A 20,362-nucleotide genomic window follows, 5' to 3' on the forward strand; every position below is an offset into this window, starting at 1 on the left:
CCCCCCACGGGCAAAGCGAACCTCAGCGGACCGGGTGGCCCGCTTCCCTCAGCGCGTCCTTGACCTGGCCGATGCGCAGGTCTCCGAAGTGGAACACCGACGCCGCGAGCACCGCGTCGGCGCCCGCCGCGATCGCCGGGGGAAAGTGCGCGAGCTTGCCCGCGCCGCCCGAGGCGATCACCGGGACCGTGACGTGCTTGCGCACGGCCGCGATCATCTCGGTGTCGTAGCCGTCCTTGGTACCGTCCGCGTCCATCGAGTTCAACAGGATTTCCCCGGCGCCCAGCTCGGCCGCCCGGTGCGCCCACTCGACGGCGTCGATGCCGGCGCTCTGCCGGCCGCCGTGGGTGGTCACCTCGAAGGAACCGGAGGCGGTGCGGCGGGCGTCGACCGACAGCACCAGCACCTGCCGGCCGAACCGCTCCGCGATCTCCTGGATGAGCTCGGGCCGGGCGATGGCGGCGGTGTTGACGCCCACCTTGTCGGCGCCGGCCCGCAGCAGCTTGTCCACGTCGTCGGCGGTGCGGACGCCGCCGCCCACGGTCAGCGGGATGAAGACCTGCTCGGCGGTGCGGCGCACCACGTCGTAGGTGGTCTCCCGGTTCCCGGAGGAGGCGGTGATGTCGAGGAAGGTCAGCTCGTCGGCGCCTTCGGCGTCGTAGAGCTTGGCCATCTCGACGGGGTCGCCGGCGTCGCGCAGGTTCTGGAAGTTGACGCCCTTGACCACGCGGCCGTTGTCCACGTCCAGGCAGGGGATCACCCGTACGGCGAGGGTCATGCGGAGCCTCCCGCGACGGGGCCGAAGGCCTCGACCTCCACCTCGACGACCATGCTCGGGTCCACGAACCCGTTGACGATGATCAGCGTCGAGGCGGGGCGGATCGTGTCGAAGAGCTCGCTGTGGGCGCGGCCGACCTCGTCCACGTCACGGGCGTGCGTGAGGTAGAGCCGGGTGCGGACCACGTGCTCGGGGCCGAGTCCGGCCTGCTCCAGCGCCTTGAAGGCCACGCTGAAGGCCATCTTGGTCTGGTCGTACGGGCCGCCCGCGTCGGCACCGGTGCAGCCGGAGACCAGGACCAGCCCGTTGGGGAGCTGGACGGCGCGGGAGTAGCCGAGTACGTCCTCGTAGGCGCCGCCGGACGAGATGCGTCGGACGTCGGAACTGTTCGTGGAACCGTTCTCGGAACTCATGCGGAGACCACCTTCAGTGCTTCTTCGAGCGTGAACGCCTTGGCGTACAGGGCCTTGCCCACGATGGCGCCCTCGACGCCGGCCGCGACGAGCCCGGCGAGTGCGCGCAAGTCGTCGAGGGAGGAGATGCCGCCGGAGGCGACGACGGGCCGGTCGGTGGCGGCGCAGACGTTCTTCAGCAGCTCCAGGTTGGGGCCGGTGAGGGTGCCGTCCTTGCCGATGTCGGTGACGACGTACCGGGCGCAGCCCTCGGAGTCCAGGCGCGCGAGGGTCTCGTAGAGGTCCCCGCCCTCGCTGGTCCAGCCGCGGCCCTTGAGGGTGGTGCCGCGTACGTCGAGGCCGACGGCGATCTTGTCGCCGTGCTCGGCGATGGCCTTGGCGGCCCACTCGGGGGTCTCCAGGGCGGCGGTGCCGAGGTTCACGCGGGTGCAGCCGGTGGCCAGGGCCGCGGCGAGCGAGGCGTCGTCGCGGATGCCGCCGGACAGCTCGACCTTGATGTCCATGGCGCCGGTGATCTCGGCGACGAGCGCGCGGTTGTCGCCGGTGCCGAAGGCGGCGTCCAGGTCGACCAGGTGGAGCCATTCGGCGCCGGCGGACTGCCAGGCGAGGGCGGCCTGGAGCGGGGAGCCGTAGGAGGTCTCGCTGCCGGACACCCCGTGCACGAGGCGGACGGCCTGGCCGTCGCGGACGTCGACGGCGGGGAGCAGTTCGAGCTTCTTCGACGTCGTCATCACAGGGTCTCGATCCAGTTGGTGAGGAGCTGGGCGCCGGCGTCCCCGGACTTCTCGGGGTGGAACTGGGTGGCCCACAGGGCCCCGTTCTCCACCGCCGCGACGAACCGCTCGCCGTGCGTGGCCCAGGTGACCTTGGGGGCCTTGATCAGCGGGTTGGTGACTTCCAGCGACCAGTCGTGGGCCGCGTAGGAGTGCACGAAGTAGAAGCGGGCGTCCTCGTCCAGGCCGGCGAAGGCCTGGCTGTCGGCCGGCGCGTCCACGGTGTTCCAGCCCATGTGGGGGACGATCGGGGCCTGGAGCGGTCCGACCGTGCCGGGCCACTCGTCCAGTCCCTCGGTCTCCACGCCGTGCTCGATGCCGCGCTCGAAGAGGATCTGCATGCCGACGCAGATGCCCATGACCGGACGGCCGCCGGAGAGCCGGCGGCCGATGATCCAGTCGCCGCGCGCCTCCTTGAGCCCCTGCATGCAGGCGGAGAAGGCTCCGACGCCGGGGACGAGGAGTCCGTCGGCGTCCATGGCCTTGTCGTAGTCGCGGGTGATCTCCACGTCCGCGCCGGCGCGCGCGAGGGCGCGCTCGGCGGAGCGGACGTTGCCGAAGCCGTAGTCGAAGACCACGACCTTCTTCGTGGGGGCCAAAGTGCTCACTCCCAAATTCCCTGGATCCGCAGCACTCCGGCGACCAGGCACATCACGGAGCCGATGGCGAGCAGGGCGATGACCGAGGTGGGCATCTCCTGCTTCTTGAAGGAGTAGACGCCTCCGGCCAGGAACAGGCCGAGGACGATCAGGATCGTGTTGAGCCCGTTCACGCTAGAGGGCGCCCTTCGTGGAGGGCAGGATCCCGGCGGCGCGCGGGTCGAACTCGGCGGCGTAGCGCAGGGCCCGGGCCAGCGCCTTGAACTGGCACTCCACGATGTGGTGGGCGTTGCGGCCGTACGGCACGTGGATGTGCAGGGCGATCTGGGCCTGCGCGACGAAGGACTCGAAGATGTGCCGGGTCATCGTCGTGTCGTACGAGCCGATCATCGGCGCCATGTTCTCGGGCTCGGTGTGCACGAGGTACGGGCGGCCCGACAGGTCGACGGTCACCTGGGCGAGGGACTCGTCGAGCGGCACGGTGCAGTTGCCGAAGCGGTAGATGCCGACCTTGTCGCCGAGGGCCTGCTTGAAGGCGGCGCCCAGCGCCAGCGCGCTGTCCTCGATGGTGTGGTGGCTGTCGATGTGCAGGTCGCCCTCGGTCTTGACCGTGAGGTCGAAGAGGCCGTGGCGGCCGAGCTGGTCGAGCATGTGGTCGTAGAAGCCCACGCCCGTCGAGACGTCGACCTTGCCGGTGCCGTCGAGGTTTATCTCGACGAGGACCGAGGTCTCCTTCGTGGTCCGTTCGACCCGTCCGATGCGGCTCATGCGTGCTGCTCCTTCTTCAGTGCGCGAACCGCTTCCAGGAACGCGTCGTTCTCGGCCGGGGTGCCCGCGGTGACCCGCAGCCATCCCGGCACGCCGTTGTCCCGGACCAGGACGCCCTGGTCGAGGATCTTCTGCCAGGCGGTGTGGGAGTTGTCGAACCGGCCGAACTGTACGAAGTTCGAGTCGGAGTCGGTGACCTCGAAGCCGATCCCCCGCAGCTCGGTGACCAGGCGGTCGCGCTCGGCCTTGAGCTGCTCGACGTAGCCGAGCAGGGTGTCGGTGAATTCCAGGGCGGCCAGCGCGGTCGCCTGGGTGACGGCCGACAGGTGGTACGGCAGGCGTACGAGCTGTACGGCGTCGACCACGGCCGGGTGCGCGGCCAGGTAGCCCAGGCGCAGTCCGGCGGCGCCGAAGGCCTTGGACATGGTCCGGGAGACCACCAGGTTCGGGCGGCCCTCGATCAGCGGCAGCAGCGAGTCCCGGTGGCTGAACTCCACGTAGGCCTCGTCCACGACGACCAGGCTGGGCCCGGCCGCCTGCGCGGCCTCGTAGAGGGCCAGGACCGTCTCCGCCCCGACCGCGGTGCCCGTGGGGTTGTTGGGCGAGGTGATGAAGACGACGTTGGGCTGGTGCGCGGCGATCGCCTGCTCGGCGGCCTCCACGTCGATGGTGAAGTCCTCCCGGCGCGGACCGGAGATCCACTCCGTCCCGGTGCCGCGCGCGATGAGCGCGTGCATCGAGTACGAGGGTTCGAAGCCGATCGCGGTGCGCCCGGGCCCGCCGAAGGTCTGCAGCAGCTGCTGGAGGACCTCGTTGGAGCCGTTGGCGGCCCATACGTTCTCCCGCGCGACCGGGTGCTTGCCGGTGCGGGTGAGGTAGGCGGCCAGCTCGGTGCGCAGCTCGACCGCGTCCCGGTCGGGGTACCGGTTGAGGGTGCGGGCGGCCTCGGCGACCCGTTCGGCGATGCGCGCGACGAGCGCCTCGGGCAGGCCGTACGGGTTCTCGTTGGTGTTGAGCTGGACGGGCACGTCCAGCTGCGGGGCGCCGTACGGGGTCTTGCCGCGCAGCTCGTCCCGGATGGGGAGGTCGTCGATGCCGATGACGCCCGTACCGTCCGTGCTGTCTGTGGTGCCGGTCATGCCTGGGGAACCTTCCACCCGAAACGTGCCTTGAGAGCCGCGCCGTGCGCGGGCAGGTCCTCGGCCTCGGCGAGGGTCACCACGTGGTGGGTGACCTCCGCGAGGGCGTCGCGCGTGTAGTCGACGATGTGGATGCCGCGCAGGAAGGACTGCACGGACAGGCCCGAGGAGTGGCAGGCGCAGCCGCCGGTGGGCAGCACGTGGTTGGAGCCGGCGCAGTAGTCGCCCAGCGAGACCGGGGACCACGGACCGACGAAGATCGCGCCGGCGTTGCGCACGCGGGCGGCCCAGGCGGCCGCGTCGGCGGTCTGGATCTCCAGGTGCTCGGCGCCGTACGCGTCGACGACCTTGAGGCCGTCCTCCAGGCTGTCGACCAGCACGATCGCCGACTGGCGGCCCGCCAGCGCGGGCTTGATCCGGTCCTCGACGTGCTTGGTGGCCGCGACCTGCGGCTCCAGCTCCTTCTCGACGGCGGCCGCGAGCTCCGCGGAGTCCGTGACGAGGACGGCGGCGGCCAGCGGGTCGTGCTCGGCCTGGCTGATCAGGTCGGCGGCGACGTGCACGGGGTCGGCCGTGGAGTCCGCGAGGACCGCGATCTCGGTCGGACCGGCCTCGGTGTCGATGCCGATCCTGCCGGTGAAGTAGCGCTTGGCGGCGGCGACCCAGATGTTGCCGGGGCCGGTCACCATGTTCGCCGGGGCGCACCCGTCGGGGCCGGTGGTGCCGTACGCGAACATCGCGACGGCCTGGGCGCCGCCGACGGCGTACACCTCGTCCACGCCGAGCAGTGCGCACGCGGCGAGGATCGTCGGGTGCGGCAGGCCGCCGAAGTCCGCCTGCGGCGGGGACGCGAGTGCGATGGACTCGACGCCCGCCTCCTGGGCCGGGACGACGTTCATGACGACGGAGGACGGGTACACCGAGCGGCCGCCCGGGGCGTACAGCCCCACGCGCTCCACCGGAACCCACTTCTCGGTCACCGTGCCGCCGGGGACCACCTGGGTGACGTGCTCGGACCGGCGCTGGTTGCGGTGCACGATCCGGGCGCGCCGGATCGACTCCTCCAGGGCGGCGCGGACGGCCGGGTCGAGCTGGTCGAGAGCGGTCTTCAGGGCCTCGGCGGGCACCCGGATCCGGTCGAGCTCGACCCCGTCGAACTTCCGCGCGTAATCGATCAGCGCCGCCGTTCCACGATGGTGGACGTCCTCGCAGATGGGCCGCACCTTCTCCAGGGCGGCTTCTACGTCGAACTCGGCACGGGGCAGCAGATCGCGCAGGGCGCCACCCTCGGGGAGGGTGTCGCCGCGCAGGTCGATACGAGAGATCACCTGCCAATTCTCTCAGACCGCTTCGCGCCGCCGTTCGTCCGTATCACTGGCTGATACAAGCCACGGGCGTTCCCCGATGTCACAGAGGCCCTCTAGCGTGCAGGCAAGCGCGGTGGCGTCCGCGCGGACGAGCGGAGGGGGGCCGCCATGGCCGAAGCACGCCCGGACGGGGAACCGGCCGATCTCACCGGCCCCGAACGGCTCATGTGGGACGCGTACCGGACCGGCAGCGTCTGCGATCTCAGCGCCCGCAGCGCCGACCGGGACGATCCGCACGCCGACCGGGTCTGGGGCCCCGGGCGCAGCGTCCGCGCGGCGGTCGTGGCGCTGCTGCTGCTCCACGGGCCGGGCCCGGTGCCGGGCCGGGTGGCCTCGCTGAAGCTGCGGGGCGTGCGGATCACCGGCCGCCTCGACCTCTCCGGGGGCACGGTCACCCCGTACGTGGAGCTCCAGTCCTGCCGCTTCGACGGGGAGGTCCAGCTCTCGGAGAGCCGCTTCGGCACGCTGCGCCTGGTCAACTGCGCGATACCCCGGCTGGAGGCGGCCCGTCTGCACACCGAGGGCGATCTGCACCTGCCGCGCTGCCGGGTGGCGCGCGGGATCCGGCTGACCGACGCGCAGATCGGCACCGACCTGCTGATCAGCGAGGCGGTACTGCAGCGCGACGGCAAGGGGCGGGCCCTGGCCGCCGACGGGATGTCGGTCGCGCAGGACTTCCAGGGCGAGCTGCTCCAGACCTACGGGGAGCTGAGCCTGCGCGGGGCCAAGGTCGGCGTGTCCATGAACCTGCGCGGGGCCCGCCTGAACAATCCGCACGGGAGGCGGGCGCTGAACGCCCCGCAGCTCACCGTCGAGCGCACGCTTTACCTCACCTCGATCGCGCTGGACTACGCCCCGGGCGACTCCGACTCCTCCACTCCCCCCTACGGGCTCGGCCACACACCCCTGCGGGGGCAGCGCGCGCAGCACTTCGAGTGCCGCGGCGGCCTGCGCCTGGACGACGGCCGCTTCGGGGACGCCGTGGACTTCTACGGGGCCCGGTTCACCCTCACGGAGGACCAGGAGGTCTCGCTGCGCCGCATCCACACCCCGGAGCTGCGGTTCGTCGGCGAGCGGCCGGAGCGGGGGCGGGTGGTGCTGTCGGGGGCGCAGGTGGTCAAGCTGGTGGACACCTTCACGAGCTGGCCGGGACCGGGCCGGCTGGCCATCGAGGGCTTCGGCTACGAGAACCTCGCGCCCCGGGGCCTCTTCCCGCCGGCCGCCCGGCTGGAGTGGGTCGAGGCGGCCACCCCCGAGTACTCCCCGGAGCCGTACGAGCGGCTCGCCGCGGTCCTGCGGGCCTCCGGGGAGGACGCGGACGCCCGCGCGGTGCTGCTGGCCAAGCAGCGGCGCCGCCGGGCGACGCTGCCGCCGGCGCTGCGCGCGTGGGGGTACCTCCAGGACTGGACGGTGGTCTACGGCTACCGGCCGGGGCGGGCTGCGCTGTGGATGGCCGTGCTGTGGGCGGCCGGGGCGGTGCTCTTCGCGGTGCACGGCAAGCCGCCGCCGCTCAAGGCGGAGGAGCACCCCGACTGGAACCCGGTGCTGTTCGCCCTGGACCTGCTGCTCCCGGTGATCGACCTCGGCCAGCAGGACCAGTGGATCCTGCGGGGCGGCTGGCAGTGGGGCACGGCGGCCCTGGTCATCCTGGGCTGGATCCTGGCCACGACGGTCGCGGCGGGCGCCTCCCGCGTGCTGAGGCGGGGGTGACGGTCCTCGGGTCACGGCCATTACCCTGTGCCTCGTGACCACCGTTCGCCTGCCCCTCTTCCCGCTGAACTCGGTGCTGTTCCCGGGACTCGTCCTCCCGCTGAACATCTTCGAGGAGCGTTATCGCGCCATGATGCGCGAGCTGCTGAAGGCGGGAGAGGACGAGCCCCGCCGTTTCGCGGTCGTCGCGATCCGCGACGGCCGGGAGGTCGCCCCGACCGCGCCCGGCCTGCCGGACCAGACGGCCGTGCCCGAGCGCGGGCCGGCCGCCGGTTTCGGCGCGGACCCGGTCCAGGCCTTCCACCGGGTGGGCTGCATCGCGGACGCGGCCTCGATCCGGGAGCGGGAGGACGGCAGCTTCGAGGTGATGGCGACCGGCACGGTCCGCGTCCGGCTGCTGTCCGTTGACGCGTCCGGCCCCTTCCTCGTGGCGGAGCTGGAAGAGCTCCCCGAGGACGCGGGCGACGGCGCGGGCGCACTGGCGGAGGGCGTGCTGCGGGCGTTCCGCACGTACCAGAAGCGGCTGGCCGGAGCCCGCGAACGGTCCCTGACCGGCATGGACCTCCCCGACGAGCCGTCGGTGGTCTCGTACCTGGTCGCGGCCGCCGCGGTGCTGGACATCCCGGCGAAGCAGCGCCTGCTCCAGGCCCCGGACACGGCGACCCGCCTCGCGGAGGAGCTGAAGCTGCTGCGCTCCGAGACGGCCGTCATCCGCCACCTCCCCTCGCTCCCGGCCGTGGACCTCACCCGCGCCCCGACGAGCCCGAACTGACGGACGGCGCACCGATGGCGAAGAAGAAGCCGGCGGGCACTCCGGCGATCGTGGCACTGACGGCGGCCGGCGCCGAGTTCACCGTGCACGCCTACGAGCACGACCCGGCCCACCCGTCCTACGGCGAGGAGGCGGCCCAGGCCCTCGGGGTCTCCCCCGCGCAGGTCTTCAAGACGCTGCTGGCGGACGTGGACGGCTCGCTGGTGGTCGCGGTGGTCCCGGTCTCGGGCAGCCTCGACCTGAAGGCCCTGGCCGCCGCGGTGGGCGGCAAGCGCGCGGCGATGGCCGATCCGGCCCTGGCCGAGCGCACCACGGGCTACGTCCTGGGCGGCATCTCCCCGCTGGGCCAGCGCAAGCGGCTCCGCACGGTCCTGGACGCCTCGGCCTCCGGCTTCCCCACGATCTGCGTATCGGCGGGCCGCCGCGGCCTGGAGGTCGAACTCGCCCCGGCCACCCTGGCCGCCCTGACCGAAGCCACTCCGGCCCCCATCGCCCGCGCGTAGCGCCCCCGGAACGCTGCGGGGCGGAGTTCCCCTACCCGCCCTTCGCCCGTTCCCCGGGCGCTGCCCGGACCCGGTCCTCAAACGCCGGCCGAAATCCAGCCTCGCCGGCGTTTGAGGCGCGGGGTCTGGGGCGGAGCCCCAGGGGGGTCCGGGCACAGCCCGGGGAACGGTGGAAGGGCGGGTAGGGGACATCGCCCCGCAGGGCCCGCCTCCCCCGGCCGGGGCTACGGCCGCGGAGGCTCCGTACCGGACGGGTCCGGCGAAGGCGACGGCGACGGCGAGACGGCGGAATCGACAGGGGCCTGGTAATACGGCGAAGGCCACACCCCGAGCTCCGGCGCCGGATCCCGCTTGCCCCACAGGGCGGTCAGCGCCAGGTGGACGACGACCGCGGCCATCGGCCACCCGAGCAGCGCCCCGTGCGCGAGCAGTTCCAGCGGGGCCTCGAAGGGAACCCCCTTGCCCGCCTTCCGCGCGGCCGCCACCAGGTCCGAGGACGGTCCCAGCCACAGGCCCACGCGCCAGCCGACCAGCGCGGCGAAGACCGATCCGACCGCGAGCCCGATCACCTGCGCGGCGCCCCCGCCGCGGCGCCACAGGAAGACGGCCAGCGCGCTCAGCACGCCGAACCCGACCGACAGCAGGAGGAAGGTGCCGTCGGCCCCGATGCGCGCCTCGCTCTCGGTGTCCCGCAGGAACACCGCCTCGCCGTTGGAGACGAACTGCACGCGCGGCCCGAGCCAGGCCCACAGCAGCCCGAGGAGCACACCGGCCACGCCGACCACGAGGGCGATGGCGGCCCCGTCGCGGATGTCGGACGGGGAGAAGGCGGGCTCGGACGCGGGCGCGGCCTCAGCCGCTGTCGCGGCCGAAGGCGACTCCGACGGCGGCTGGTCGGGCTTGTCATAAGGGGTCACGGCTTCGGTCACCCCCACATCGTGCCAGGAAGTGTTTGATTTAACGATCGACGGCGACCGGCGTCAGCGGACCGCCGCCCGCCGATAGGCCCAGGTCGCGAGAGCGAGGGACAGGACCCCCACGCCCGCGCACACGCCGAGGTCGAGGAGGACCGCCGCCCAGTCGGGGTGCGGCTCGAAGGTCCGGGCGAACGCCTCCACGCCGTACGTGGACGGCAGCAGGTCCCGCGCCCAGACGATGACGTCGGGCATCCGCTCGGGCGGCAGCACGCCCAGCAGCAGCGCCGCCGACATCCCGAGCTGTCCGGCGAGGGTGGCCAGCTCCTGGCGGGGGGCCAGCAGGCCCAGCGCCGCGCCGAGCCCTGCGAGGGCGGCCCCGGCCAGCGGAACCACGGCGGCCAGGATCCACAGGCCGCCCATCGGCAGCCCGAACAGCACGCTGCCGAAGACGGCGGTCACGAGCGTGCCGGGCAGCGTGAAGGAGGCGTACGCGGCGGCCGCGCCCAGCACCACGGACGCGGGCGGCACGGGCAGCGTGGCGTAGTGGTCGAGCCCGCCGCTGGCCCGGAGCTGGCCGAAGTACTGCGCGAGCAGGTTCAGCGCGACGAAGGCGACGACCAGCACGGAGGAACCGGCGACGACGGCCCGTGCCTCGGAGCCCCCGTCGACCACGCCCCGCATCAGGATCATGATCCCGACGGACTGAAAGGTGGCCACGAAGAGCAGCGGGATCCGCGAGACCCGCGCGCGGGACAGCTGGGCCCGGTAGACGGCGGCCAGCGCCGGGAAGAACCGGGCGCGCGGAGCCAGTACGCCCGGGGCGGTGGCGGGTGCGGCCGTGGCGGCGGCCGTGGCCGTGGCCGTGGTGGCGGCGGTGGCGCTCACGCCTTCACCAGTCCCTTCGAGGTGCGCCCGCCCAGGGCGAGGTACACGTCCTCCAGGCTCGGCGTGGCCAGCGTGAAGTCGTCGAGGGCCGCGAAGGCCGGGCCGCCGGTCACGGCGGCCACCGCCGCCCGCGCCTCGTCGGGTCCGAGCCGCAGCACCCAGCGCCGCCCGGATTCGGCGGCCGCCCCGGCGAGCGCGGCGACCTCCGGAAGCTCCAGCGGCGGCGTGGTGCGCCAGACCAGTTCGAGCCGGACCTCGCCGGAGACCTGGGCCTTGAGCCCGGCCGGGGTGTCACAGGCGATGACCCGGCCCTGGTCGATGACGGCGACCCGGTCGAGGACGGTCTCGGCCTCGATGACGTTGTGGGTGACCAGCAGCACGGTGGCCCCGGTCTCGGCGCGGCGCCGGTCGACGGCGGCCCAGACGGCCCGCCGGGCCACCGGGTCCATGCCGGTCGTGGGCTCGTCGAGCACCAGGACGGGCCGCTCCCCCACCAGTGCGGCGGCGAAGCACGCGAGGCGCCGCTGCCCGCCGGACAGCTTCTTCAGGGGGCGTCCGGCGATCCCGGTCAGGCCGAGCTCCTCCAGTACGGAGTCCCGCGCGGCCCGCGCCTCGCGCAGGCCCAGCCCGCGCAGCCGGCCGGTCGTCTCGGCGGCCAGCGAGACCGTGAGCTCGTCGAGGGCGGTGGATTCCTGGCCGAGGTAGGAGAGCAGCCGGGCCGACCGGTCGGGATGGCGTACGAGGTCGTGGCCCAGCAGGGTCACCGAGCCGGAGTCGGGCCGCAGCAGGCCGGTGAGCTGGCGGACCAGGGTCGATTTGCCGGCGCCGTTGGGGCCGAGCAGCCCGAAGATCTCGCCGCGCCGCACGTCCAGGGAGATCCCGTCGGTGGCACGGGTCTGGGGCAGGGCCGGGGCCCCGCGCCGTCCTCGTACCGCCGGATACGTCTTGACCAGGTCTCGTACCGCGCAGACCACGTCGGGGGCCGGTCCCGCGGCCCCTGCCGTGCCCGTATCCGCCTGTGCTGTCCCCGTACTCACGAGGGAGCAGCCTACGGGGTTGCGGCCCCTACTCGGCTGCCGGGGCCGCCGGGGCCACCGCGACGGGGGCCGCGGCTGCCCCGGGGACGGCGACCGGGCCGGCCGCCGCTCCGGCGCCGGCCACGTGCTCCGCGGCCGCCCGTACGTCGATCTCGCGCCAGAAGCCGGCCCGGATGGCGTACCGGTCGTGCTCGTCGATCTGGTCGTCCTTGTGCGCGAGGAGTCCGAACCGGGCGGCGTAGCGCAGCAGCTCGCCGTCGATCCGGTGCGGGATCCGCGGGTACATGGTGGCGAGCTTCTGCAGGTGCACGGTCTCCGGGAGCCGTTCCATCCAGCGCCGGGCGAACACCTGGCCGACCTCGAAGGGGTCGCCGCCGACGGTGGTGATGTCCTCCTCGCGGTCCGCCCAGCGCTGCTCGGCGGAGGTGAGCTGGGCGAGGGTGGGCAGCGAGGCGGTCTCGGCGGGCTCGCCGAGCGGCCCGGCGCGGTCGATCCACCCCTTGTCGGAGGACCACCGCAGGGCGCTGCCGGCCGGGGCCACGCCGAGCGCCTGGCCGGGCCCGGGTGCGGGTGCGGCGGTGCCGGGGGTGCGCAGGGCGCCCGCGAGGTCCTTCGGGGTCGGTACGGTCTTGCCGTTGGCGGTGGTGGTCGAGGCGCCGGCCGGTACGCCGCCCTCCTCGGGCTCCACGGGTGCGGCGGGCCGGGTTCCGTTGCCGTTGCCGCGGGCGGCTTCGGCGAGGGCGGCCTCGGGCAGCGGCGCGGAGAGGATGGCGGCGATCTCGGGGCGCGGGGCCGGCGCCGGGGCGCAGAGTCCGGTGAGGTCGCGGGCGCGGACGGCGCGGGTGATCCAGGTGCGGTCCAGGACGCGGCGTTCGTCGGCTTCGGCGACGAGGTCCTCGGACTGGTTGTAGTCACCGTCGGCGGCCTGGACGGCCCACAGGTGGACGGCGACCCCGTGTTCCTTGGCGGACATCAGGCCGGGCAGCAGGTCCCCGTCGCCGGTGACGAGTACGACGTCCGAGCAGGCCCGGTTGCGGGCGAGCTCGGTGAGCTCGGCGTGCATGGCCGCGTCGACGCCCTTCTGGGCCCAGCGGCCGTCGCTGCGGGTCAGGGCGCCGAGCCGGACGGTGACGCGGGGCATGACGCGCAGCCGCCGGTGCTCGGGCTGGGGCACCCGGTCGGGTGCGCCGTCGAACCAGTAGATCCGCAGGAGCGGCTGCTCGGTGTCGGCTTCGGCGCGCTCGCGCAGGCCCTGGATGAGCGCCGCATGGTCGACGGTGATCCGGGAGCGGGACGGCTCTCCTGCGAGGAGGCTCGCGGCGGCGCCCAGCAGATAGCCGGCGTCCACCAGGACGACGCAGCGGTCCACGCGTACCACCCTCTTCCCTGGGGGTCCTCTGTGTCTTTCGCGGTTTCCCCGAGTCTGCCCGACGGCAACGGCCTTGACGGCCGGAACTCGATCATCGGCGTGGCGTATCTCTCAGAGTTGCCCGGCGGGAGCCCCGACTACGCGCGGTAATGATCCAAAATGCGCCGTTTACGGCCCTGTGTGAGTGTGAAGGCGGCCCTGGCCCCTAAACCCCCCACGGAGGCATCCCATGGCCAAGAACAAGAACCGCCAGCAGCCCGCCAAGTCCGAAGAGCGCTCGGCTTCACAGGATCCGGCGAAGAGCTCGATGGACTCCTCGTCCTCGACCTCGACCCCGGCGGCCCCGAGTCCGCTGCAGATGGCCGGCAAGAAGAAGGAAAAGAAGTTCGGCCACAACTGACGCCTCCCCCGTACGCGGGAAGCCCGCCCCGGTCGACTGGGGCGGGCTTCCCGCGTACGGGTTCGGTGGGTGCGGCTGCGGCTAGCCGGCCAGGCAGGACGGGCCGAGCAGCACCTTGAGGTCCCCGAAGAGCGCCGGGTCGGGCTTGACCCGGTGCTTGTCGAGCCGGAGCACGGTGGTGGTGCGCGGCCCCTGGAGCTTGATCCGCACCTCGCTGTTGCCCTGGTGGTGGCGCAGGATCTCGCCGAGCCGGGTCACCATCGGCGGGGTGACCTTGACGGTGGGGATGGTGAGGACGACGGGGGCGTTGGTGCCGGCGTTCGAGACATCGGGGACCATCATCTCCATGGCGACCAGCCGGGGGACGTCCTCGCGCTTGTCCAGGCGGCCCTTGACGAAGACGACGGTGTCCTCGACCAGCTGGGTGGAGACGAGCTGGTAGGTCGCGGGGAAGAACATGCATTCGATGGAGCCGGCCAGGTCCTCGACGGTGGCGATCGCCCAGGCGTTGCCCTGCTTGGTCATCTTGCGCTGGAGGCCCGAGATGATGCCGCCGATGGTGACGACCGCGCCGTCTCCGTGCTCTCCGCCGGTGAGCTGGGAGATGCCGGCGTCGGTCTTGTCGGACAAGACGTGTTCCAGGCCGAAGAGCGGGTGGTCGGAGACGTAGAGCCCGAGCATCTCGCGCTCCTGGGCGAGCAGGTAGGACTTCTCCCACTCGACGTCCGAGAACTCGACGTCGAGGCCGAAGCCCGGCTCGTCGCTCGCGTCCTCGTCACCCATTCCGCCGAAGAGGTCGAACTGGCCCTCCGCCTCCTTGCGCTTGACGGCCACCACGTTGTCGATCATCGGTTCGTGGTGGGCGACCAGGCCCTTGCGGGTGTGGCCCATCTCGTCGAAGGCGCCGGCCTTGATCAGGGACTCGACGGTGCGCTTGTTGCAGACGACGGCCTCGACCTTGTCCAGGAAGTCGGGGAAGGAGGAGTACTTCCCCTTCGCCTTCCTGCTCTTGATGATCGACTCGACGACGTTGGTGCCGACGTTGCGCACGGCGGTGAGGCCGAAGAGGATCACGTCGTCGCCCTGGGCGGCGAAGTTGGGCTCCGACTCGTTCACGTTCGGCGGGAGCACCTTGATGCCCATGCGGCGGCACTCGTTCAGGTAGATCGCGGACTTGTCCTTGTCGTCCTTGACCGAGGTGAGCAGGCCCGCCATGTACTCGGCCGGGAAATTGGCCTTGAGGTAGGCGGTCCAGTAGGAGACCAGGCCGTACGCGGCCGAGTGGGCCTTGTTGAAGGCGTAGCCGGCGAAGGGGACCAGGACGTCCCACAGCGCCTTGATCGCCTGGTCGCTGAAGCCCTTCTCCTTGGCGCCGGCCTCGAAGATGACGAAGTTCTTCGCCAGTTCCTCGGGCTTCTTCTTGCCCATCACGCGGCGCAGGATGTCGGCCTCGCCGAGCGAGTAGCCGGCGATGATCTGCGCGGCCTTCTGCACCTGCTCCTGGTACACGATGAGGCCGTAGGTGACGCCGAGGATCTCCTTGAGCGGCTCCTCCAGCTCCGGGTGGATCGGGGTGATCTCCTGCTGCTTGTTCTTGCGCAGGGCGTAGTTCGTGTGCGAGTTCATGCCCATCGGGCCCGGCCGGTACAGGGCCGAGACGGCGGAGATGTCCTCGAAGTTGTCGGGCTTCATCAGGCGCAGCAGGGAGCGCATGGGCCCGCCGTCGAACTGGAAGACGCCGAGGGTGTCGCCGCGGCCGAGCAGTTCGAAGGTCTTGGGGTCGTCGAGCGGCAGGCCCAGGAGGTCGAGGTCGATCCCCTTGTTGGCCTTCACCATCTTGACGGCGTCGTCCATGATCGTGAGGTTGCGCAGGCCCAGGAAGTCCATCTTGATCAGGCCGAGCGACTCGCACTGGGGGTAGTCCCACTGCGTGATGGTCACGCCGTCCGTGTGCCGCACCCAGACCGGTGCGTGGTCGACGATCGGCTCGCTGGACATGATCACGCCGGCGGCGTGCACGCCCATCTGGCGGACCAGGCCCTCCACACCGCGGGCGGTGTCGATGACCTTCTTCACGTCCGGCTCGTTCTCGTACATCGCCCGGATCTCGCCCGCCTCGCCGTAGCGCGGGTGCGAGGGGTCGGTGATGCCGTTGAGGTCGATGCCCTTGCCGAGGACGTCGGCGGGCATGGCCTTGGTGAGCCGGTCGCCCATGGCGTACGGGTAGCCGAGGACCCGGGCCGAGTCCTTGATGGCGTTCTTCGCCTTGATCTTTCCGTACGTGCCGATCATGGCGACCTTGTCGTCGCCGTACTTGTCGGTCACGTACCGGATCACTTCGACGCGCCTGCGCTCGTCGAAGTCGATGTCGACATCGGGCATGGAGACGCGCTCGGGGTTGAGGAAGCGCTCGAAGATCAGGCCGTGGGTGATCGGGTCGAGGTCGGTGATGCCCATGGCGTAGGCGACGATCGAGCCGGCCGCGGAACCACGGCCGGGGCCCACCGCGATGCCCTGGTTCTTGGCCCACATGATGAAGTCGGCGACGACGAGGAAGTAGCCCGGGAACCCCATCTGGATGATGACGTCCAGCTCGTACTCGGCCTGCTTCTGCCGGTCGTCGGGGACCCCTCCCGGGTAGCGGCGGGCCATGCCGCGCCGCACTTCCTCCTTGAACCAGGTGATCTCGGTGTAGCCCTCTTCGGGGATCTCGAACTTCGGCATGAGGTTCTTGGCCTCGAACATGCCGGTGGTGTCGATCTGCTCGGCCACCAGGAGGGTGTTGCGGCACCCCTCCTGCCAGGCGTCCGAGGAGTCGACGGCGTACATCTCCTCCGTGGACTTCAGGTAGTAGCCGGTGCCGTCGAAGCGGAAGCGGTCCGGGTCGGAGAGGTTCTTGCCGGTCTGGATGCACAGCAGGGCGTCGTGCGCGGCCGACTCGTGTGCGTAGGTGTAGTGCGAGTCGTTCGTCACCAGCGGCGGGATGCCGAGCTTCTTGCCGACCTCCAGCAGTCCGTCGCGGACCCGGCGCTCGATCTCGATGCCGTGGTCCATCAGCTCCAGGAAGTAGCGGTCCTTGCCGAAGATGTCCTGGTACTCGGAGGCGGCCTTCAGGGCCTCGTCGAACTGGCCGAGGCGCAGTCGGGTCTGGAGTTCGCCGGAGGGGCAGCCGGTGGAGGCGATGAGGCCCTCGGACCACTGGCTGATGGTCTCCTTGTCCATGCGCGGCCACTTCGTGAGCCAGCCCTCGGCGTACGCGTCGGAGGACAGCCGGAAGAGGTTGTGCAGCCCGGTGGAGTTCGCCGCCCAGATCGTCTTGTGGGTGTAACCGCCGGAACCGGAGACGTCGTCGCGCTTCTGGTGCGGCTGGCCCCACTGGATGCGCCGCTTGTTGCGCCGGGACTCCGGAGCGACGTACGCCTCGATGCCGATGATCGGCGTGACCCCGGCCTTCTTCGCCGTGTGGAAGAAGTCGTACGCCCCGTGCAGGTTGCCGTGGTCGGACATGGCGATGTGCGTCATGCCCATCTCGTTGCACGCGTTGAACATGTCCTTCAGCCGCGCGGCACCGTCCAGCAGGGAGTACTGGGTGTGGACGTGCAGGTGCGTGAACGGCGTCTTGGTCACGGTGGGGGCCTCCGGGCGGGGAGAGAGGGGCGGCAGCTATGAATCCTACGTGGCCCGAGTGACAGTTCCCGGGCACGGCGGGGTAGCTTCATCCGTTGCAGACCCAAGGACCCGTGTCCGATATGCGTTCCACCCCGCACCACCTGGAGGCACCCGCCATGGCGGTTCCCGAGACGACCGACGAGCAGCGCGCCGAGCAGATACTCGACGTGTTCGACATCGCCTTCGGCGAGCTGATCACCGCCGACCCCGCGGCCTTCCGGGTCAAGTTCCGCAAGATGGCGGCCTCGGCCTTCGCCTTCTACCGCGGCACCGCCTGCCTCTTCTACGCCGACCTGGAGCGCGAGCGGCACGGCGGCCCGTACCTGGACGAGCGCACCGGCCGGGTGTGGATCCACGGCGATCTGCACGCCGAGAACTTCGGCACCTACATGGACGCGAACGGCCGGCTGGTCTTCAACGTCAACGACTTCGACGAGTCAAAGGTTTCACAAGGCTCTTCCCGGTAGAGTCCTCGTGTGACCACACCCCCAGGAACGATCCGGCTGTATGTCCGGCTGAGCCGAACCACCGACGACAGCACGTCAGTTGAACGTCAGGAAGCCGACGGAAGAGCCCTAGCGGCACAGCGCTGGGCAGGCGCTCCTGTAGTCGTCTACGTGGACGACGGAGTGAGCGGGGCTCTTGAGCCGACGAAACGCCCGGGGCTTTCCCGTCTCCTCGAAGAGTGGCAGCGGGATGACGTTGTGATCGTTTGGAAGATTGACCGCCTTGCCCGAAGTCTCTTCGGCTTCATGGATATGGTCCGTGCCGCCGAGAAGGCCGGAACGGTGCTCGTCTCCATTCATGACGCATTCGACCTGAGCACTCCGGCCGGACGGTTGCAGGCGTCCATTCTCGCCACCGTTGCCGAATGGGAGCGCGAGAACATTCGGGCCCGCGTTCGCAATGCGCGCCGGTATCTTCACAAGGTTGGACGCTGGACCGGGGGACGCGTCCCTTACGGATTGAAACCCGCCCCGCACCCTGACGGAGCCGGAAAGGTTCTCGTCCGAGACGACATAGCGGCAAAGGTCATTCGGGAAATTGTGGAACGGATCAATGAAGGCGACGCGATGACGGCCATTGCCGCCGATCTACAGTCCCGGGGAGTCGCTTCCCCTCGGGTCCATAACAGCGGCAAGAAGGAACCGAAAGCGGCAGCATGGTCAAGCCGCGCAATTCGCGTGATCGTGGAGTCTCCTACGATCATCGGCCACCAGATTGATCCCCTGACCAACCGGCTCGTCCGTGAAGACGGCCTGCCCGTTGAGGTCTGGGAACCGATCGTCAGCGAAGAGCAGCAGGCAGCCGCTACGCTCGCTCTCGCGCCCCCGACTCCCCGAAAGCCCACAGCCGGCAGGCACTGGCTGTATGGCGTTGCTCGTTGCGGAGTCTGCAAGGGGAACTTGAAGCGGACCAATGGCGGGAAGAATCAGCCGGACACGGTAATTCTCCGCTGCCGTGGCACGTTGCAGAATCCGCATCCGAATGTGAGTGTCCGCGCCGAAGAGCTGAGCGAGCACGTAGACCAAGACGTTCGGATTCGCATCGGAGGCATGAATGCGACTCGACGCGTCTACCATCAGGGAAATCGAACCGGCGCCGACCTTGAGCGGATGCGCGCATTCCTCGCCGAGCTTGAAGACGACCGAAAGGCGGGCATGTATGCAACGCCCGAAGCGCTTGAGCGTTTCAGGCGACAGTACGCAGACACGGCGACACGAATTGCGGAACTCGAAGCGGTACCGGAAAGCGAATCTGGTTGGGTGACCGTCGATACCGGAGAGAAGCTTCGTGACTGGTGGCACGGCTGGACGGACAGCGAGCGCGGAGAATGGCTACGGGATATAGAAGCAATAGCGACCGTACGGAACCCCGAAGTACGGCGCGCGCGGGTCCCGCTGGGAGATCGCTGCGATATCAACCTAGGCAAACTGTTTGAGGACGCTGCCACCGAGCTCTCTGCCATTGCTGCCGAACTGGAAAGGGAAGTCGCCGAGCCTGCCAGGCATTCCCCGCCGACCCTCGAACAGCATGAGGAGATCCGGCAAGATCTCTTGGACGACATCGCGCGGCAGGAAGCTCTGTAGGGCCGTCTGAGCGCCTGTCACGGCCCGTCGCTGGGGGAAACCCGGTGGCGGGCCGTTCGTCGTTCCTGGCAGCGTGTGTGACCTGCGGGGACCTGTCAGAGCCGGTGCGTAGGGTCGGGGCGTTGCCGTACTTCGGTCACGGTTTTGTCGGGGTGGTGGTGGGGTGATGTTGACGGGGGGCGGTCTAGCTTGCGCTGTATGGCCTCTTGCGGCCCCGCTCCGGCCCCGGCACTAACCCTTGCGGTTGCTGGCCTGTAGGCGTCTCGCCTCAAGCGTTCATGATCAACAAAAATGGAGAGGTGGGGTGTCGTTTGACTGCCCTTGAAGAGTCGCGCGCCACATGTTCGGAGTGCAGTGGTCCGCGCTCCCGTCCCGACCGTGGAACGTGTGGTGCGCCGCTGTGTGCCGAGTCGGCCCGGTTGCAGATTGCCGCCCGTAGGGCTCGTGAGGCAGTGCGTGCTGCCGTTGGCGCTCCTCACTGCCATCGGTGTGATGAGCCGCACGGTCGGGCGTCCTGGGCGCTGTACTGCCTGCGGTGCGCTGAGGAGGTGGACGCGTCACGGCATGAGAAGCGCCGTAAGCGGTCTGAGCCGGCGAGGCAAGAGGCTGCCCTCAAGCCGTGCCAGGGACCGAGGTGCTCGAACCCCGTAGGTCCGTCGAATGGCGGTGTCCGCTTGTACTGCTCGGAGGAGTGCAGTCGTGCCGCTGAGTACGTCCGTAAGCGTGCCCGGACTAAGCCCGGACCGGTGCCTTGCCGACGCTGTGGGACGCCTGTGGTACTCAAGTTCCGTGACGGTGTGTGTAGTTCATGCCAGAAGAAGCACCGTACGAAGGCCCGCCGGGTGACTCTTCAGCGCAAGGTGCGTGCGGCTCACGGGGACGCCGGATGTCATCACTGCTCGGCTCCGCTGCCCGAGGGCGGGGTGATTGATCACCTGGTGCCGATATCCCGGGGTGGCCTGTCGACGGTCGCGAACATGCGGGTGGTCTGTGTGGCGTGCAACGCGTCGAAGAAGGATCAACTATTGGACGAGTGGTCTCCGCTGCCGATCACTGCGGGGTGAGAGCTTTCAGCGCTGAAGTCTGCGCGTGACGATGTGACGCACAGAGGGTCTCTCTAGATATCGCTTAAGAAACCTAAGGAAACAGGGATAAGGGGCCCCGTTCGTCACA

Annotated in this window: 19 protein-coding genes and 1 pseudogene; 7 read left to right on the top strand and 13 right to left on the bottom strand. The window is 70.5% G+C overall.

What is annotated here, in order from left to right; genetic code table 11:
• Positions 1–22: 22 nt before the first annotated feature.
• From hisF to hisD, 8 genes are read right to left on the bottom strand one after another with little or no spacing between them, the layout of a single operon-like run.
• The gene (hisF, locus tag AC061S_RS26000; RefSeq protein WP_266909499.1) at positions 23–778 is read right to left on the bottom strand and encodes an imidazole glycerol phosphate synthase subunit HisF; all 756 of its coding nucleotides are present in this window, start codon (positions 776–778) and stop codon (positions 23–25) included.
• On the bottom strand, positions 775–1,191 hold the full coding sequence (locus AC061S_RS26005) for a RidA family protein (protein WP_478688300.1): 417 nt from the start codon (positions 1,189–1,191) through the stop codon (positions 775–777). Before AC061S_RS26005 ends, hisF begins: the two co-directional genes overlap by 4 nt.
• On the bottom strand, positions 1,188–1,922 hold the full coding sequence (priA, locus tag AC061S_RS26010) for a bifunctional 1-(5-phosphoribosyl)-5-((5-phosphoribosylamino)methylideneamino)imidazole-4-carboxamide isomerase/phosphoribosylanthranilate isomerase PriA (protein WP_478688301.1): 735 nt from the start codon (positions 1,920–1,922) through the stop codon (positions 1,188–1,190). The genes AC061S_RS26005 and priA overlap by 4 nt, the downstream gene beginning before the upstream one ends.
• A complete protein-coding gene (gene hisH / locus AC061S_RS26015) occupies positions 1,922–2,563 on the bottom strand; it encodes an imidazole glycerol phosphate synthase subunit HisH (protein ID WP_478688329.1) in 642 nt (213 codons plus the stop codon). The genes priA and hisH overlap by 1 nt, the downstream gene beginning before the upstream one ends.
• A 5-nt stretch (positions 2,564–2,568) precedes the next feature.
• The gene (locus AC061S_RS26020; RefSeq protein WP_243330269.1) at positions 2,569–2,736 is read right to left on the bottom strand and encodes a hypothetical protein; all 168 of its coding nucleotides are present in this window, start codon (positions 2,734–2,736) and stop codon (positions 2,569–2,571) included.
• 1 nt (position 2,737) lies between these two features.
• Positions 2,738–3,331: an imidazoleglycerol-phosphate dehydratase HisB gene (gene hisB, locus AC061S_RS26025; RefSeq protein ID WP_215035049.1), complete on the bottom strand. Its 594-nt coding sequence runs from the start codon at positions 3,329–3,331 to the stop codon at positions 2,738–2,740.
• Positions 3,328–4,470 carry a histidinol-phosphate transaminase gene (locus AC061S_RS26030; protein WP_478688302.1) on the bottom strand — a complete coding sequence of 381 codons (1,143 nt, stop codon included), beginning with the start codon at positions 4,468–4,470 and terminating at the stop codon, positions 3,328–3,330. The genes hisB and AC061S_RS26030 overlap by 4 nt, the downstream gene beginning before the upstream one ends.
• A complete protein-coding gene (gene hisD, locus AC061S_RS26035) occupies positions 4,467–5,798 on the bottom strand; it encodes a histidinol dehydrogenase (protein WP_478688303.1) in 1,332 nt (443 codons plus the stop codon). Before hisD ends, AC061S_RS26030 begins: the two co-directional genes overlap by 4 nt.
• Positions 5,799–5,945: 147 nt before the next feature.
• Here hisD and AC061S_RS26040 point away from each other — a divergent pair, with 147 nt between their 5' ends.
• Genes AC061S_RS26040 through ybaK form a run of 3 tightly spaced genes read left to right on the top strand, consistent with a single transcriptional unit; the run spans position 5,946 to position 8,822 of the window.
• On the top strand, positions 5,946–7,547 hold the full coding sequence (locus tag AC061S_RS26040; RefSeq protein ID WP_478688304.1) for an oxidoreductase: 1,602 nt from the start codon (positions 5,946–5,948) through the stop codon (positions 7,545–7,547).
• 34 nt (positions 7,548–7,581) lie between these two features.
• Entirely contained in the window at positions 7,582–8,319 is a 738-nt protein-coding gene (locus AC061S_RS26045; RefSeq protein WP_478688305.1) for an LON peptidase substrate-binding domain-containing protein, read from the top strand.
• 14 nt (positions 8,320–8,333) lie between these two features.
• The gene (gene ybaK / locus AC061S_RS26050; RefSeq protein WP_478688306.1) at positions 8,334–8,822 is read left to right on the top strand and encodes a Cys-tRNA(Pro) deacylase; all 489 of its coding nucleotides are present in this window, start codon (positions 8,334–8,336) and stop codon (positions 8,820–8,822) included.
• 224 nt (positions 8,823–9,046) lie between these two features.
• Here the strand turns inward: ybaK and AC061S_RS26055 are convergent, their stop codons facing one another.
• From AC061S_RS26055 to AC061S_RS26070, 4 genes are read right to left on the bottom strand one after another with little or no spacing between them, the layout of a single operon-like run.
• A complete protein-coding gene (locus AC061S_RS26055; protein WP_478688307.1) occupies positions 9,047–9,751 on the bottom strand; it encodes a hypothetical protein in 705 nt (234 codons plus the stop codon).
• 51 nt (positions 9,752–9,802) lie between these two features.
• The gene (locus tag AC061S_RS26060; RefSeq protein ID WP_478688308.1) at positions 9,803–10,624 is read right to left on the bottom strand and encodes an ABC transporter permease; all 822 of its coding nucleotides are present in this window, start codon (positions 10,622–10,624) and stop codon (positions 9,803–9,805) included.
• The gene (locus AC061S_RS26065) at positions 10,621–11,661 is read right to left on the bottom strand and encodes an ABC transporter ATP-binding protein (RefSeq protein WP_478688309.1); all 1,041 of its coding nucleotides are present in this window, start codon (positions 11,659–11,661) and stop codon (positions 10,621–10,623) included. The genes AC061S_RS26060 and AC061S_RS26065 overlap by 4 nt, the downstream gene beginning before the upstream one ends.
• Positions 11,662–11,689: 28 nt before the next feature.
• Entirely contained in the window at positions 11,690–13,030 is a 1,341-nt protein-coding gene (locus AC061S_RS26070) for an NYN domain-containing protein (protein ID WP_478688310.1), read from the bottom strand.
• A 229-nt stretch (positions 13,031–13,259) separates the two neighbouring features.
• On the opposite strand from AC061S_RS26070, the gene AC061S_RS26075 reads away from it, so the two are divergent.
• A complete protein-coding gene (locus tag AC061S_RS26075) occupies positions 13,260–13,430 on the top strand; it encodes a hypothetical protein (protein ID WP_243330253.1) in 171 nt (56 codons plus the stop codon).
• 81 nt (positions 13,431–13,511) lie between these two features.
• Here AC061S_RS26075 and dnaE read toward each other — a convergent pair whose 3' ends face one another.
• Complete coding sequence (dnaE, locus tag AC061S_RS26080) at positions 13,512–17,057, bottom strand: DNA polymerase III subunit alpha (protein WP_478688311.1); 3,546 nt, start codon at positions 17,055–17,057, stop codon at positions 13,512–13,514.
• A 158-nt stretch (positions 17,058–17,215) separates the two neighbouring features.
• On the opposite strand from dnaE, the pseudogene AC061S_RS26085 reads away from it, so the two are divergent.
• The 3 genes and pseudogenes from AC061S_RS26085 to AC061S_RS26095 all read left to right on the top strand — a co-directional run.
• A pseudogene (locus tag AC061S_RS26085) lies at positions 17,216–17,545 on the top strand (DUF2252 family protein); the annotation flags it as partial.
• 30 nt (positions 17,546–17,575) lie between these two features.
• Positions 17,576–19,189, top strand: coding sequence for a recombinase family protein (locus tag AC061S_RS26090; protein ID WP_478688312.1), 1,614 nt, complete (start codon positions 17,576–17,578; stop codon positions 19,187–19,189).
• A gap of 278 nt (positions 19,190–19,467) precedes the next feature.
• A complete protein-coding gene (locus AC061S_RS26095; protein ID WP_478688313.1) occupies positions 19,468–20,253 on the top strand; it encodes an HNH endonuclease in 786 nt (261 codons plus the stop codon).
• Positions 20,254–20,362 lie beyond the last annotated feature (109 nt).

The sequence above is a fragment of the Streptomyces sp. CA189 genome (genome assembly GCF_056428985.1).